Genomic DNA, 14,091 nt, shown 5'->3' on the forward strand with positions numbered 1-14,091 from the left:
ACCACAGGGCTTGACGCCTATCGGAACCACCCTCGGAGCCCGTCCCGACGGGGCAGGGCTCCGCTGCGGGGTGCTGGCCGCCCGGAGAATCGCTCGGGAAGCATCCGGGCGAACCGGGGGGAGGGGGCAACGCCCAGTTCCTTGCTCAGCAACCGGCGGAACGCGTCGTAGTGGCGCACGGCCTCGCTGACGTTGCCCTCCGCCAGATGCGCCGACACGATGGCCCGGTGTGCGCTCTCCCGAAGGGGTTCCGCACGTACGCCCGCCCAGCCGGCCTCCATCCCCAGAGCCGTTCTGCCCTGGCGAATCAGGGCCTCGGCCAGCATGTCGAGCGCGTTCAGGCGCAGTTGCCGCAGGCGTTCACGTTCCAGCAGTACCCAGTCCTCGTCCCATCCCGGCAGCAGATCCTCACCTGTCAGGAGCTTCAGGGGCGGCTGGCTACGGAAGGGCGGGTTGCAGTCCTCCACCACATCGAGCGCCGTCTGCTGAAGGGCGTGAACGTCGACGTGCAGGGCCGGGGTGACCAGCAGTGAGTCGCCGCAGCACCCGATCAGGGGCGGCTCGCCGTGCGGCAGCTTCCACAAGGTGGTGCGCAGGCTCCCCCGGGCGTGCTCCTCGGTGGCTTCGGGCCACAACGTGCCGGCGAGGACCGTGCGGGAGACCCGCCCTCTCAGGGCCATGAACGCCAGCAGTCGCTGCCCGTTGCGGCACAGTTCCACAGCCCCGGTGGCGAGTTCGAGCCGGAACTGGCCGAGCAACCGCAGCTGGGGAGGGGACACCATCTCATCGCCTCGCTCACAGGGTGCTGCGTGAGCGCGCATCTGAACGCCGTCCCTTACCAGTTTCCGGTGCGGGTCCGCCTCCTGCAACCGATGACGTCAGGATGACGTCGCGTTGACGGTGACTCCGTAGCGTCGGACATGACAGATCCATCGACGACGACTTCCTTCGCGCGCAGTGACGCCCTGAGTGACGAAAGGACGGGAGTTCGCCATGGTCGCTTTGTCCAACGTCCAGTTCGGCAAGAGGAACGAGGATGTGCGCACCGTGCAGAAGGCGCTCATCGCCCGCGGCCGGAAAATACCGGCTGGAGCCACCGGCTTCTTCGGCAAGGAGACCAAATCAGCGTACCGGGCCGAACAACTCGCCCAGGGCCTCAGGGGAGCCGACGCCGACGGTGTCCCCGGCTGCGCGTCGCTGACCGCGCTCGGCCGCCGTGCCGGCTTCGCCGTCGACTGCCGGGGCGCCGCACCCGGCACCGGGCGGATTGGCACCTCCGGCAAAGGTCGTGTGCCGTCGCCCGTCCCCGGCCACAAGGTCACCTTCGGCTTCTTCGCCCGGGGGCCCTACGCCTGGAAGCCCGACGGCGTCGGACGGCACACCGGACAGGACTTCGCCGCCGATTCCGGCGTTCCCGTGGTGGCGGTGCGCAAGGGCACCATCGCCTGGTCGAACAGCAAGGGCGGGGCGTACGGCCAGTGGATCGGGCTGAAGGCCGACAACGGTCACGTCTACACCTACTGCCATCTGTCGCAGCGACAGGTGCGGACGGGGCAGAAGGTATCCGCCGGTCAGCGGCTCGGCGCGGTCGGAAAGACGGGCAACTCCACCGGACCGCACCTCCACTTCGAGATGTCCAAGGGCTCCACCTGGTCGTACGGCAACGTGGCGAAGCCGAGTTGGTAAACGGTCGCGGGAGATTTCCATGCCTCAGCACAATCCCCACCCGATTCCCACGGAACCCGGGGTGTTCATACCCGTCGAGGTCCGGGGCTGGCAGCACGGTTACGACGCGGGCATCAGCTCACCCCCGCACACTCCCCCGACACGCAGCGTCCGCCATCCCGGCTACATGGACGCCTGGGCCGAGGGAGCCGCGGCGGGCAACGCCGACGGAAGGACCGAGGGCTGGCGCTGGGCGTACTTCGACGACCGCCCCCGGCCCGATCCCGGCGGTGCCGGCGGGCCCTACGAGGTCCGGGACAGCGGCGAGGGCGGGCACGCAAACGGCGAGGCCTTCCCGCAGAGCTGGGCCTGCGTGGGGGAACTGCCGCTTGTGGTCGCGCTGGAACAGTTCGCTCCCGGTGTGCGCCATGGGGAGGGGCTCACGGGCAGGCGGCTCGCCGAGGCCTGTGCCGACAAGGGCGTCACGCGGTTGTACCTGCCCGTGAGTGTGCACTCTTCCGGGGCCGCCGAGGAGCCGACCGGCGATCCGCTCACCGACGCGGGCTACTGGCACGGCACGGTGCGTGAATCTCTGGACGAGGCCGCACCGGAGGCGATCAAGCACGTGAGTGTCCGCGTGGTCCGCTTCGCGGCGCTCCTGCGCTACGAACCGGCCGCCGAGCACCACTTCTTCGACCTCCTGCCGGTGAACGGTCAGTTGCCGTAGACACACCTGCGTTCCCGGGGGCCCACTCAGCGGTGGGGGTCGTTGTCGTGGCGGTGACGGTCATGCCTGTGGCCGTCACGGTTGCGGTGGTCGCCGAGGAGGGGGACGGTGTCGCAGTACACCACTGGCCCGGGAGTGGTGGGCGGGGTACCCGCGTCGGGCGGGATGCCGTCGGTCTCCGTGACCAGGAGGCGGAGTCGGTCCCGCGGCACGCCGGACGGCAACGGGACCTGGCCGACGTAGGACGGGGTCCGTGTGGACGCGGCGTCGATCGAGGTCAGCGTCACGGTCGTGTCGGGGAGCGGGACCCAGGCGAGGTCCTCGTCGGGGACGGCGGTGCGGCGTTGCACGGTGGCCGTGATCCGGGGCGGCGGGGAGTCGACGGGATCGTACGACGGGCCCGTGACGCTCACGGTCGGCACGTCGTCCAGCCGCACCCGGAGTTCACGGTCGGGCAGGGTCTGGACCAGATCGGTGACGACGACGGGTGAGATCTCCGCATCCGGGATCGAGTTCGGCTGGTAGCGGACCAGGGCCAGCCGCACGAACGGCAGGTACATGTCCCCCGTGTCGAAATCCAGGTCGCAGAACCAACGGTTCCCCTCGGGGTCGAACTGCGGCGTGAAACCCACCACGGTGACCCTGGTTGACGACTGAGTGGACGGAGCCGGCTTGACGTTCTCGGCGTGCCGCACCGCGTTGGTGAACGTCGATACCGTGGGGGCGACGACGTCAGCGGAGCGGTGGATGGGGTCACGGCCCATCACTGTCACGTCCAGGCCGTCGGTGGCACTGCTGCCGGCTCCGGGTGCCGGCCCGATCACCACGCCGAGGAGTTCGCCATCTCCGGAGGAGAACCAGGGGCGTTTCAGAAATACCCGGATGCCTCGGCCGGTGCGTCGCCGGACGATTGTCCCCGGGCCGCCTTCGACGGTCTCCAGGGACAGCGTGGGCACGCAGTACAGCACTCCGGGTGCGGTGGGTGAGGAGCTGCTGGGGATCGAGTGCGCGACAGCCGTGCCTTGCACAGTGAGCGCGGTCGGGTCGTCCTGGGCGAGCCGGGACGGGAAGTAGTCGCCGAATCTGCTTCCGGCCACCGGGTGGTAGAGCACCCGGCGATGTTTGGTGTCGCCGAACTCCTGCTTCTTCGGTTCCGTCCGTTTCGCGTCCTCCGACTCCTCGGTGATGCGGGTGTTGAAGGTGAGGGCGCCGTCCACAAGCATGGCGGGCACGGTGTTCGTGCCCTGTTCGGAGGGCAGCATTGCGGTGAGGAGATCGAAGACCGGCGTGGTCATCGGGCGTTCGGTACGGCCTTCATCGCCTTCGTCGACCACTTCCGTCCAGTTCGCGACAAGTTCGATCCGATCGGTGCTGCCCTGGTCCAGCCTGATCGTTCCGGCGAGGTGCTCGGCCGTGGCGCCGGCGGGTCGGTGCTCTGTGGCTCGCAGGTCCAGGACGGGTTGCCTCAGTGGCCGCTGCACGGCATGAACGAGGGTGAGTTCCTGCGAGGGCGTGAACATCCAGTGGCGCCCGGCCGCGGCCAGTTCCAATGCCCTGGAAGCCCGCTGCCGCTCCTCGTCCTGGAGTGCCGCATTCTCTCCGTCCACTTCTCCGTCCTGCGGCTCGGATGCCGGTGCCGGCTGTGGACCGGGCTGCTCCCTGCACCAGGCGGCCAGGCCCATCAGGTTCTCGTCGAACCGGATGGCGGAGCACACCCGCACGGTGGCCACCTGCCCCTTGGGGAGCGAGACCGTCAGCACGCGTGACGACTCGTCGAAGTGAGGTGGAGCGTCGCCTTCGGCGAGCCTGAGCCGGAACGACCGGGGCCGGTGCCAGTCGCTTCCTCCCCACGGCACCTCGAACGGCTTGCCGTCCTCCCTGCCCGGCAGGTCCAGCAGCAGAGCCCCGTCGGCCATGGGTTCCCGGAGATAGGGAAGTTCGACCTGTTCACCTGGGTGCCGAGCGGTTGTCACGGGGTGCTCGGGGTCGGCGGCGGGCGAGTCGACCGGCGTCACTTCCACGCCGGGAGCCGCGTCGTTGAGCGAACCGCTCTCGCGGGACGCCAGCGCATAGCCGGCTTCCCTGGCGGCTCGGTCGGGGGAACCGATGGCCCCGTCGAGCAGCCCGTGACGCTCGACACACTGCAGTGAGGCCTTGGGAGCCACCAGGTGCCGTTCGTCGACACCGCTGAAGGGGGTGTGGTCACCTGTCGTGACCAGCGGTGAGCTGTTGAGACCGGCGGCGTACTGTTCGGCGGTCCGGGCCGGTTCCGTGCCCCGGCTGCTTCCGCCCGTCCTTCCGGATTCGCCGGCGGCTGCGTCACAGTCGACGGCGAATCCGCTCTTGCGGCCGAGTTCCGTCAGGGACCGACAGCCGGGGATGCCGTCCGCATCCCGGCCGCGGAAGCCTTGCTCGCGCTGCTCCGCGGCGTAGGCCTCCCCGGTCTGCGGCCCGAAGTGCCCCGTGGCACCGGCGGGAATGGGGTGGTTGCGGGCGATCAGAGCCTGCTGTACGACCCGTATGTCGTCGTTCGTCAGACCGGGCCGCACGTTGGCCAGCACGATGGTCCGTGTGCCGGGGTCGGGGGGCGCGCCGCCGACCGGGCCCGGTTCGCTGCCCGGGGTGCTCCGGATGACCATCCGGACCACCGAGGCACCCTCGTGGAGGTGCAGTCTGGGCACCACGGCAGGGGCCGGCACGGACTCGAACCTGCGGAACATCAGGGGCCCGTCCCCGGGCAGCACCCAGTCGCCGCTGTCCTCCCGGTCCATCAGGGCGTTCGCTTCGCCCAGGGTGAGCCCGTTGCCTGCCAGGTCGACGGTGCGCAGCCGTACCCGGTAGCGATGGCCGAACCTCAGGCGGGGCAGCGAGCCCTTCTGCACGCTGGTGTCGATTTCCAGCGGGAGGTGCGTCTGCGCCTCGTTGGCGGGTTCGACGACCTCGTCGGGCGCTCCGTCCCCGATGCCCAGGACCCGTCCGGGACGGGGAGCCGACAGGGACCAGCCTTCCCAGGTCATGATCCGTTCAGGAATGCGCAGTTCGCCTGTCTCGGCACCTTCCGGCGAGGACACCAGGTTGACCTGGAAGAAGCCCTCGTCGGACACCGTGATGAGCGGTTCGTCCCCACCGGGGGAACGGTATTGGACGGTGCGTGCGTGCAAGGAGTACCAGTGTGCGCGGGAGTCGTCCCAGACGTCCATCCGGTGGCCCCTGACCAGGTCGTCGGCACAGAGGTCGGGCATGGCCGAAGAGTCCGGACGGTTCGTGCCGCCGTCCGCCTCCTGTTGCCGCCCCGCCAGCGCGGCGGCGGCCGCGTCCTGGTGCTGGGCCGCTTTGACGAACTCCTCCATGAGTGCATCTTTGCGGGCGTCCCTGACCAGGGAGATCCCCTGGGTACGGACCGGAGCCAGCCCTTTCTCGGGTGACGGATCGGTCGGATCCGGTACGGCACCACCGGCCTCGGCGCGGTCCCGGGCGAGGTCCGCCAGGTGCAGCGCGGCCGCGTCGATGTCGGCCTGCTCGAGCGAGAAGTCCGCTTCGGGCAGCGCCACGAGTCCGAGCGCTGGAGAGCCCAGCGGGTCGACGTCGGCCTTCCGGGACGCGGCGACGAACAGCTTGCGGTCGGGGAGGAAGACATAGCGGGTGCGCGGGGGCAGGTCCCGGGAAGCCGGTCCGAGTGCGGACTCCCAGTGCGGCACCACACTGATGAAGTGGTCGCCCGGGGAGACGGGTATGCGCTCGACCGGCACAAGGAAGTCCAGGATCAGGCCGAGCCGTCGAAGAAGCGCCGGGTGGTCGCCGAGTGAGGTCAGCATCTGGTGGAAATCCGGGTCGGGCTTCTCCGGTACGGGATCCTGTCGGGCCTCGCCGCTCGCGAGCGTCGGTGCGCTCTGGACCGCAGGGCGGTGGAAGGCCGCCATTTCCCCGAGAGCTTGGCGCATGGCAAAGGCCCGGGAGGCGAGTCCTGGCTTCTCGGTGTTCATCATCCCCTGCATGACAGAGCCCATTTCGGGGGGCTGCTCCGGGGACGTGCTCGCCGCCGCCCGGTACAACGTCCGGGTCGTGCGGGCGGCAGCCTTGGCCGAGTAGGTGCGGGCGCTTTGGGCTCGCGGGGCCATGTTCTCGAAGACGTATGGCTCCAGCGGTATGTCACCATGGAAGAGTTTCGTCCAGAGCGTGTTGTCGGGAGCCGTGCCGGATGGCCGGACGGGACCGCTGAACGAGGGTGAGACGCCGTCACCCGGCCCGAATTCGAAGGTCGCGTCCGTGATCCTTTCGGGCCAGGCGAGGAAGTCGCGGAACGGTCGCAACGTGCCGCGGGGCTGCTGCGGCGGCGACTCGGTCGCCGTTTCCGGATCCGGTACTCCGAGGCGGGGAGCGACGAGGACGGAGATCTTGGCCTGTGTGCCGTCCGCCGACAGGCCCGCCGGGAGCACTGTCCACAACACTCTCTGTTCGAACTTCATCATCACTTCCCGACCGGTCTACGGGTCGCCTTCGAAGGCCAGGCAGTAGTCCTCCCAGTGCGTCTCCTTGTCAAAGCAGTCAACGAACGTGGGATCGCCGGGCGCACCAGGGAAACTCCGCTCGAGGCCGAGGGACACGGACTTGCTGAAGAAGGCGATCTTCACGCTGACGGTGAGGGTTCCTCTTCCCCGGACCACCGATACGTTGCCCTGTTTCTCGTATGTCAGCTCCAGGTAGAACTCGACGGAGACGGTGACGATGCCCAGGACGTTCAGGAAGCCGTTGCATCGCAGATAGCCGCCCACCTTGACGAGGTTGTCCTTGACCTCGAACTGGACACCGGCCATGATCGTCACTCCGCCACTCGCCACGCCCAGGTTCAGTGCCGCGCCCCCACCGAACTGGATGGCGCCCTCCACCTCCCTGATTCCCTTCTCCGCGTCGACGAGCACGGACAAGTGGCCACCCCCGCCGAACAGGGAGACGGTGACGTTGAACGGACGATGCCGCTCGGAGACCGAAAAACGGAAGGCTATGGCCTTGTCGGCGTCGAAGGGGATGGCCAGCTCCGCCTTCAAGGAGACGTTTGTGAGCGAGAAGACGCCGATCCCGATGGCCGGAAGCGCAAGCGCGTAGCCCGTGCGGATGCCGGAGGGCTGGACGTCCACGAACGCACCGGAGCCGAAGGCGTCGGCGGGCAGGGCGCTGCGCAGTGTGTCGACGAATCGGAGGTCCCCCAGGAACTTCATTTCCAGGCCGGACGCCGACACGTCCGGCTTGTTGCCTGGGGCGGCCTTGAAGCGCAGGTCGGCGATCTCGACACGGACGACGTCGGCGATCTCCAGCGCTACGTCGCGCAGTCTGCCCTCGATCGACGTTTTCTGCCCGGCGTCCTTCGATACGACCGTCCGTGCGTCCAGGGTCAGCACCGTGCGGGAGACGTCGAGGGGGAACGGCTGCTCGCCGGGCTTCGGCGCTGCGAGCTTCGTCTTCCACACGTAGCGCAGTTCCCTGCCCGCTCCGTCGGCGAGGTCCCGGACGCGCAGCACGGGGGCGGGGATCGTGCCGGCCGCATCGTCCAGCAGAGCCTGGATCTCCTGGTCCCCCAGTTGCTTCAGGCGGTCCAGCTGCTGCTTCTCGATGGATCCCAACAGGGGCCCCAGGTCGATGAAGCCGAGCAACTTGGCTGCGTCGAGAGCGTTCTTGATCTCCGCGGTGGGGTCGTTCCCGAACACGTCCGGTACGACGCCCGCCTGGCTGGTGATCGTCTTGACGGCGGCGTTGGGCCGGGCGAGCCCACCGACCTTGTCCGCGGCGAACTGGAGACCGACCGTATCGACCAGGTCGAGGTAGGCGCGTGCCGGGTGTGCTGCCATGCCCTGGTCGCGGTACGTGTCGTTGAACTTGACGGGCACGTCTCCCGCCTTGCGCGTGAACGGTTCGAGGGCGGGGACCCGCACGTCGCCGCCGGACACGACGAGTGTGCCGGCCAGCGGATGGTCACCCGTGTCGGTCTTCTGTTCCATCTCGAATTGCAGCTTGCCCACGGCGTGACTGGTGCTGCCGGGAGCGTCGGCCGGGGGCTTTGCCATGGCCATCACCTGGCCGTCCAGGGGCCGCCTGACGCGTTCCCTCACCCCCGTCTCGCTCGCCGAGTAGAGCTCGTGCAACTCCTCCCACTTATCGGCACGTGAGGCGGGCACGAAGACCAGCGGCGTGGTGAAGCTGACTTTGCGGCCCTCGTGATCGGTCGCGACAACGGTGAACCGATGGTCACGTTCGCCGCCTTCGAGCTCGACCCAGAACCCCTTCGGGGCCTCCGGTTGAGCATGGTCACTGTCACCGACGGACCAGTCGCTGTTGTTGAGCAGCGGAGTGACCCGGTCGGTGATGCGCAACGTACTGAAGGGCATCTCGCGTCCCTGATGCGCGAAGCCGGTGTTCTCCCCGTAGCGCACTTCGGGTTCGCGCACGATGATCCGGTCCTCACGCCGCAGGTGGGCCACCACGCCACCGTCCCTGTCAGCGACGAACAGTCGTTTGACCTCGCGCACCAGGAGGGCCGGATGCCCGGTGGAAAGAAAGCCCCGGGTGACGACCCTGACGAACTGGTCACGCCCCAGTCCCGTGATGTGGTCGTATGCCGCCAGGTCCGGCTTGTTCCTGCGGATACTCGTGAGCTGCGTGGCGGCGCCGCCCGAGACCTTCTCCCAGGCGCCGTGCAGGTGGGCGGACGCGCCCATGGGCGTCGCGATGAACTGCTCGGCACGCAGGGGTGCGCTGGGCAGCACGATGGGTGCGCCCGCGGCGTCGATCAGCTCGGTTCGGCTGGTGAGCGTGACCAGGTCCTCCAGGTTCGCCGCAGTCAACGGCACGTCCACGGGAACGGGAGCACGTTCCTCGGCCCGGCGCAGGGCCCGCAACAGTGCGTCGCCACCACGCTCGCTGCTCAGCAGCGCGTGCCACAACCCGGTGCGGCCATCGGCGGTGTGAGGCTCCGGAGGGCACGTCCAGTTGACGGGTTCGTCGTAGGTGAGGAAGAGGCGGGTGGGGAACTCGACGATGCTTCCGGGGAGTCCGGTGTGGCTGGTGCCCGGCTGGACCACCGGCACGGTCATGGGTACCAGCCGTTCCCAGTCGAGCAGGGAGTCCAGGGACAGTTCCAGACTGTCCACTTCGGGCGGCACCGAGAAGACCAGCTGGGAGGCGCCGGAGGTGAAGGCCTTCGTCATTCCGATGGGGGCGGTCGTGCCCTCCGGCTGCTGGGGGATTTCCTCCAGGACGTGTTGCGGTGGCAGTCCGATAAGAAGCAGCGTCGGCGCGGCCGGCTCCCGCCGTACCAGGCGGCGGCCGTCGAACCGGAGGTTGACCAGGTCTATGTCGACCACGAGCATGTCCGTCGGCCGCACCACCCGGAACGGCCCTACCGCCCCTTGGTCGGGGCGGTCCGGACGACGGTCTCCGGGGTGCCCGTCTCCCGGACGCCCGGGGCGACCATCGCCGCCAGGGCGGTGGCGGCCGCCGCCATGGGGACGGTCCGGACGGCCGCCGCCTCCAGGACGTTCGGGACGGCCACCGCCACGGGGACGTTCGGGACGGCCTCCGCTTCCATGGCGGCGTGGACGTCCGCCGGCACCCGAGCCCTCTGGACGGCCACCGCTCTCGGAACCACCGTCCCGATCATGTCGGCGCGCCTCCAGCCGGTCTGACGGTGTGACGGCGGAACTGCTGTGGGAAGCCATGACGGACCCCCCTCGTACGAGGGATGCGAAGACGGACGCCGGTCAGACGCCTTTCGCCTTTCCCTTCCCATGGTGCGCCGTAGTGCGGGACATCACCAGTGAGGCTCCCGGGGGACGTGCGGGGCCCGGCCCTTGCCGCTTGGGAGGAAGCTGTTTCCGCACGTCGCAGCGTTTGCCGCCCCCTTCGGGGAGTCGTAGCGTTGGGTGAAGAGGGCCTGGTGTCTGCTTCTCACCGTTCTTTTTGTTCTTTGCCCCACGTTTGCCCCGCGTTTGCCCACGCGGTTCGCTCGAGCCCGTACTCGGTCGACGAGATGGCGCCGTGCCGCAGGACGGGGGAGGGAGTGAGGACCATGGCCGAACACCGGAAGCGGTCGGAAGCCCTTGCGGTCATGGCGCCGGAACGGGAACACGTGGCACCCCGGCACGCCGTCGCACCGGGGGACGCGGGCGACCACGTCGAGCAGGTGTACCGGTATCTGCAGCGGTTCGGCTCTTTTCCCAACTCCGACCTGGCCGCGCACTATCATGTGTGGAGCGGCTGGGAGTCACTCGGCGGGGGCCTCACCGATCCGGTAGTCGCCTCCAACGCGGACGGCCGGCTGGAAGCCTTCGTACGGGGACTGGACGGCGCGCTCTGGCACATCTGGCAGACGACGCCGAACGGCGGCTGGAGCGGCTGGGCGTCGCTGGGCGGCGGCATCACCGACCCCGTCGTCGGGCACAACGCCGACGGCCGGATGGAAGTCTTCGTACGCGGGCTCGACGGAGCCCTCTGGCACATCTGGCAGACCGCCCCGAGCAGTGGCTGGAGCGGCTGGGAATCCCTCGGCGGCGGCATCACCGACCCCGTCGTCGGGCACAACGCCGACGGCCGGATGGAAGTTTTCGTACGCGGACTGGACGGAGCCCTCTGGCACATCTGGCAAACCGCCCCGAACAACGGCTGGTTCTAGTGACCGGGACGCCCTGACGGGCGGGACGGACGATGCCGAGCATCAAGGGAATCATCATGGCCAAAATCTCCCGGCGACACCTCTTTCGGACGGCCAACGCATCCCTTCTGGCCGCGGCGCTCGCGCTGCCGACCGGTCTCTCGGTCGCCGCGGCGGATTCCCAGAGTCCGAACGCGGGGACTTGGGGAACACCGGCTCAGACCAGCAAGCCTCCGCCGTCTCCTCCTCCCACGCCACCGACCGATCCGACGTCCACGCCGTCGACCGATCCGCCGGAACCGGAAACATCCCCGACGGAGGACTCCGAGCCGCCGCCCGATTCGGACGAGCCGACGGACCGCCCGACTTCACCATCCCAGACGCCGGACGGAACACCTGACACCACCGAGCCGACGGAGCCCGGCACCGAGCCCGACACCCCGGACGACGGAACGGACGACACCACGCAGTCCGAGGAGGAAGCGGTCGAGGAGGCGACGACCACCCTCACCGAGGAGAAGGAACAAGCCCCCGAGGAACTCGTGGGGACCGTGGAAACACTGATCACCGTCGTCGAGGCGGTCGACACTCCGGAGTCATTGTCCCAGGACAAGCAGGGCATCGCCGAAAGCGCGGAGAATCTGTCCGCCGCGCTGGAAGCCATCAACGACCCGAACACCCCTCCCGCGCTGCGCAAGGAGCTGACCGCCGTCGTCGAGCTGGTCACCGCGGCACTCGAAGCGTTCAACAATCCGGAGATACCGCCCGACGAACGGTCCATGCTCATCCTGGTGGTCAAACGGATGACATCCATGATGGACATCATCTGCGATCCCGACACGCCGAAAAAGTTGTGGGATCCCATGGTCGGGATTGTCAAGGATGGAACGTTCACCGCGATGACGAGCAGCGGCCGGGCTCCGGACAGCGCGACGGACGGAGGAGGGGCTCCCCAGCAGGGCTCGGGTTCCCAACAGGCCGCCACGGACACCTTGCTGCCGCTGAGTTCCTCTGCGGACATCATGCAGGACCGCAGGACCCCGCCGAAGGAGCGCGAAGAGCTTGTCAAGATCACACAGGAGGTCAGCGCGCTGCAGAAGAAGGCCAGCGATCCGAAGACCTCACAGGAGGAGCGGTCCGCAGCTGAGAAGGAGCTGGGTGAGAAGACCTCGCGCATGAAGGACGAGGAGGAGGACTCCGCCTCCGCGCAGAAGCGCCCGAAGGAGTCACTCGGCGAGGCCGCCGCACTCTGCACCAGCGCCATCTTCGAGACCGCCCGCGAGTCCGACATCATGGCGGGACTCGAGAAGCTGGTTCCCGCACAGTGGGAGGACCAAGGCGTCAAGGACTTCTGGAAGGCCAAGGAGAAGAGCGACGAGATGCTCGACGTCCTCGCCCAACTGCGGAACAACGAGCACGCGCACGGCCCGTTCGAAGTCCCACCACTGATCACGGCACTCGCCGAACTCGTACCGCGTGACGAGCTCTTCGGAACCCTGGGAGGGTCGGGCCTGTCCTGCCGGCAGACGGCCAAGTACCTCAGCGAGGACGGGACCACCGTCGGTAACTGGCTCGGAAGAAGCCGGTGACCGGTCAGAGACCGGCAGACTTCAACAGTTCGGCCACGGCGACTTCCGAATCGGCCTTGGCCTTCGCAGCTCCGTATCTTTCCATCTCTCTCCTTTCTTCCCAGTAGTCACCCAGCGCGTAGTAATTGTAGGGGACGGACGAGATCGAGGATATGAACTCCTCTCCCGGGGACCAGACAGCCGTCACATAGCGTGGTCTGCGCGTTATGTTGATGAGATTGTTGTTGTGCCGCACTCTCCCTCGGTATATGAGCTGTCCCCCGCAGAGCTCCGGCTTGCAGTAGTACGGCCCGGCATGCTCGTTCCACGAACGATGAGCGGATCTGAATTCCGCCACGTCGATCTTCCCTCGGTCCTTCCTCATGTACGCGATTTGCAGCTCGACCCGCACGGTGTCGTACCCGACGTTTTTGGGGAGCTGAATCACACGCTGCGAAGCGTACTCCTGCCCCACGTCGAGCGAGCTGCCGAGGTCGTAGAATCTTCCGCTGCTTATCGTGGTGTACTGAAGATCGTCGACGTAGCGCTCAGCCTCCCCCTCGCCCACACCTTGCTGTTCCACGCTCTCCTGCCACTCCGTCACCGGGTCGTCTCTGCCCTTGGAATACAGGGCGATCCTGCCGCGTACCGTGTAGGTGTCGTTGATGATGTACACCGGGATTCCGCCGGTATTCTTCATGTACAGCGTCAGCGGGACGTGCACAAAGGCAAGATGGTTGTCTTGCCATGCCTTACCGAACTCCGCTTTCAACGTGAAATGCATCGGAGCGGCCGCCGGCTGATACATGGTGGAATAGGCGAGGCTGACTGCCGTCAGGAGTGTGGTGGCGACAACTCCGGCAGCGAACTTCTTGGGATGCGGCATCCCCTTCCACGGCTTTCGGCGCACCAGAAGGAACAGCGCCCATAGGGACCAGAACAGAGCGGGCAGGTAGACAAGCAGGTGGCGTGTGTACTCCCTCTCCTCGAACCAGAGAGAAAGAAGGAGGCCGTCGGTGGCGAGCACAATGAAGACGCCGAGCAGGGTGACCGCTCCGGAGGCCCTGAACTGTCGCCTCCCCCAGTAGTCGAACGCGGCGATCGCCGCACCTCCCAGCACCACTCCCGACAGGACGAACATCACGCCCGTGATGCGTTGCGCGAAGGTCAGCGCCCCCGAGGCGTCCGGCCATCCGATGAGTACGTTGAAAACCATGGACACGAGCAGCCCGGCGGTCATGAGGACCATGACCGAGCGCCTTCTCCAGGGACGGTCGGGCCAGGTACGGCTGTCGCCCCCGCGCCACGATATGGACGCCGGATCATCCAGATCCATGTCCTCCGGGTAGCCGAGGCGGCGAAGCATTCTGCGCAGCTCGCCCAGTGACCAGGCGCTGCCGACCGTCTCACCACCGACAGTGACGCGGCGAAGGCCACGGCTGTCCGGCGGCTCGACGACGACCCATGGACGGAGGCTCATGACCACAGAC

9 protein-coding genes are annotated in these 14,091 nt (G+C 67.9%); 4 read left to right on the top strand and 5 right to left on the bottom strand.

Translation table 11 applies throughout. The features are described from left to right. Positions 1-17: 17 nt before the first annotated feature. Positions 18-782: a BTAD domain-containing putative transcriptional regulator gene (locus AB0L56_RS20905; protein ID WP_361032049.1), complete on the bottom strand. Its 765-nt coding sequence runs from the start codon at positions 780-782 to the stop codon at positions 18-20. Positions 783-993: 211 nt separating this feature from the next. Here AB0L56_RS20905 and AB0L56_RS20910 point away from each other — a divergent pair, with 211 nt between their 5' ends. Both AB0L56_RS20910 and AB0L56_RS20915 read left to right on the top strand, forming a co-directional pair. Next, positions 994-1,686 (top strand): peptidoglycan DD-metalloendopeptidase family protein, encoded by a 693-nt coding sequence (locus tag AB0L56_RS20910; RefSeq protein WP_361032046.1) that lies wholly within the window; start codon positions 994-996, stop codon positions 1,684-1,686. 19 nt (positions 1,687-1,705) lie between these two features. Next, positions 1,706-2,392 carry a hypothetical protein gene (locus tag AB0L56_RS20915; RefSeq protein ID WP_361032044.1) on the top strand — a complete coding sequence of 229 codons (687 nt, stop codon included), beginning with the start codon at positions 1,706-1,708 and terminating at the stop codon, positions 2,390-2,392. A 26-nt stretch (positions 2,393-2,418) separates the two neighbouring features. Here AB0L56_RS20915 and AB0L56_RS20920 read toward each other — a convergent pair whose 3' ends face one another. Genes AB0L56_RS20920 through AB0L56_RS20930 form a run of 3 tightly spaced genes read right to left on the bottom strand, consistent with a single transcriptional unit; the run spans position 2,419 to position 10,043 of the window. Beyond that, positions 2,419-6,861: a hypothetical protein gene (locus AB0L56_RS20920; RefSeq protein WP_365425218.1), complete on the bottom strand. Its 4,443-nt coding sequence runs from the start codon at positions 6,859-6,861 to the stop codon at positions 2,419-2,421. Between the two features lie 15 nt (positions 6,862-6,876). Beyond that, positions 6,877-9,747: a hypothetical protein gene (locus AB0L56_RS20925; RefSeq protein WP_365425220.1), complete on the bottom strand. Its 2,871-nt coding sequence runs from the start codon at positions 9,745-9,747 to the stop codon at positions 6,877-6,879. Between the two features lie 35 nt (positions 9,748-9,782). After that, positions 9,783-10,043 carry a hypothetical protein gene (locus AB0L56_RS20930; RefSeq protein WP_365425222.1) on the bottom strand — a complete coding sequence of 87 codons (261 nt, stop codon included), beginning with the start codon at positions 10,041-10,043 and terminating at the stop codon, positions 9,783-9,785. Positions 10,044-10,451: 408 nt separating this feature from the next. Here AB0L56_RS20930 and AB0L56_RS20935 point away from each other — a divergent pair, with 408 nt between their 5' ends. Both AB0L56_RS20935 and AB0L56_RS20940 read left to right on the top strand, forming a co-directional pair. Next, positions 10,452-11,054, top strand: coding sequence for a hypothetical protein (locus AB0L56_RS20935; protein ID WP_365425224.1), 603 nt, complete (start codon positions 10,452-10,454; stop codon positions 11,052-11,054). A 56-nt stretch (positions 11,055-11,110) separates the two neighbouring features. Beyond that, entirely contained in the window at positions 11,111-12,622 is a 1,512-nt protein-coding gene (locus tag AB0L56_RS20940) for a hypothetical protein (RefSeq protein ID WP_361032029.1), read from the top strand. 4 nt (positions 12,623-12,626) lie between these two features. Here AB0L56_RS20940 and AB0L56_RS20945 read toward each other — a convergent pair whose 3' ends face one another. Then, positions 12,627-14,081 (bottom strand): Yip1 family protein, encoded by a 1,455-nt coding sequence (locus AB0L56_RS20945; RefSeq protein WP_361032025.1) that lies wholly within the window; start codon positions 14,079-14,081, stop codon positions 12,627-12,629. Positions 14,082-14,091 lie beyond the last annotated feature (10 nt).

Origin of the sequence: Streptomyces sp. NPDC052079, from assembly GCF_040680275.1 — a bacterium.
Lineage (GTDB): Bacteria > Actinomycetota > Actinomycetes > Streptomycetales > Streptomycetaceae > Streptomyces.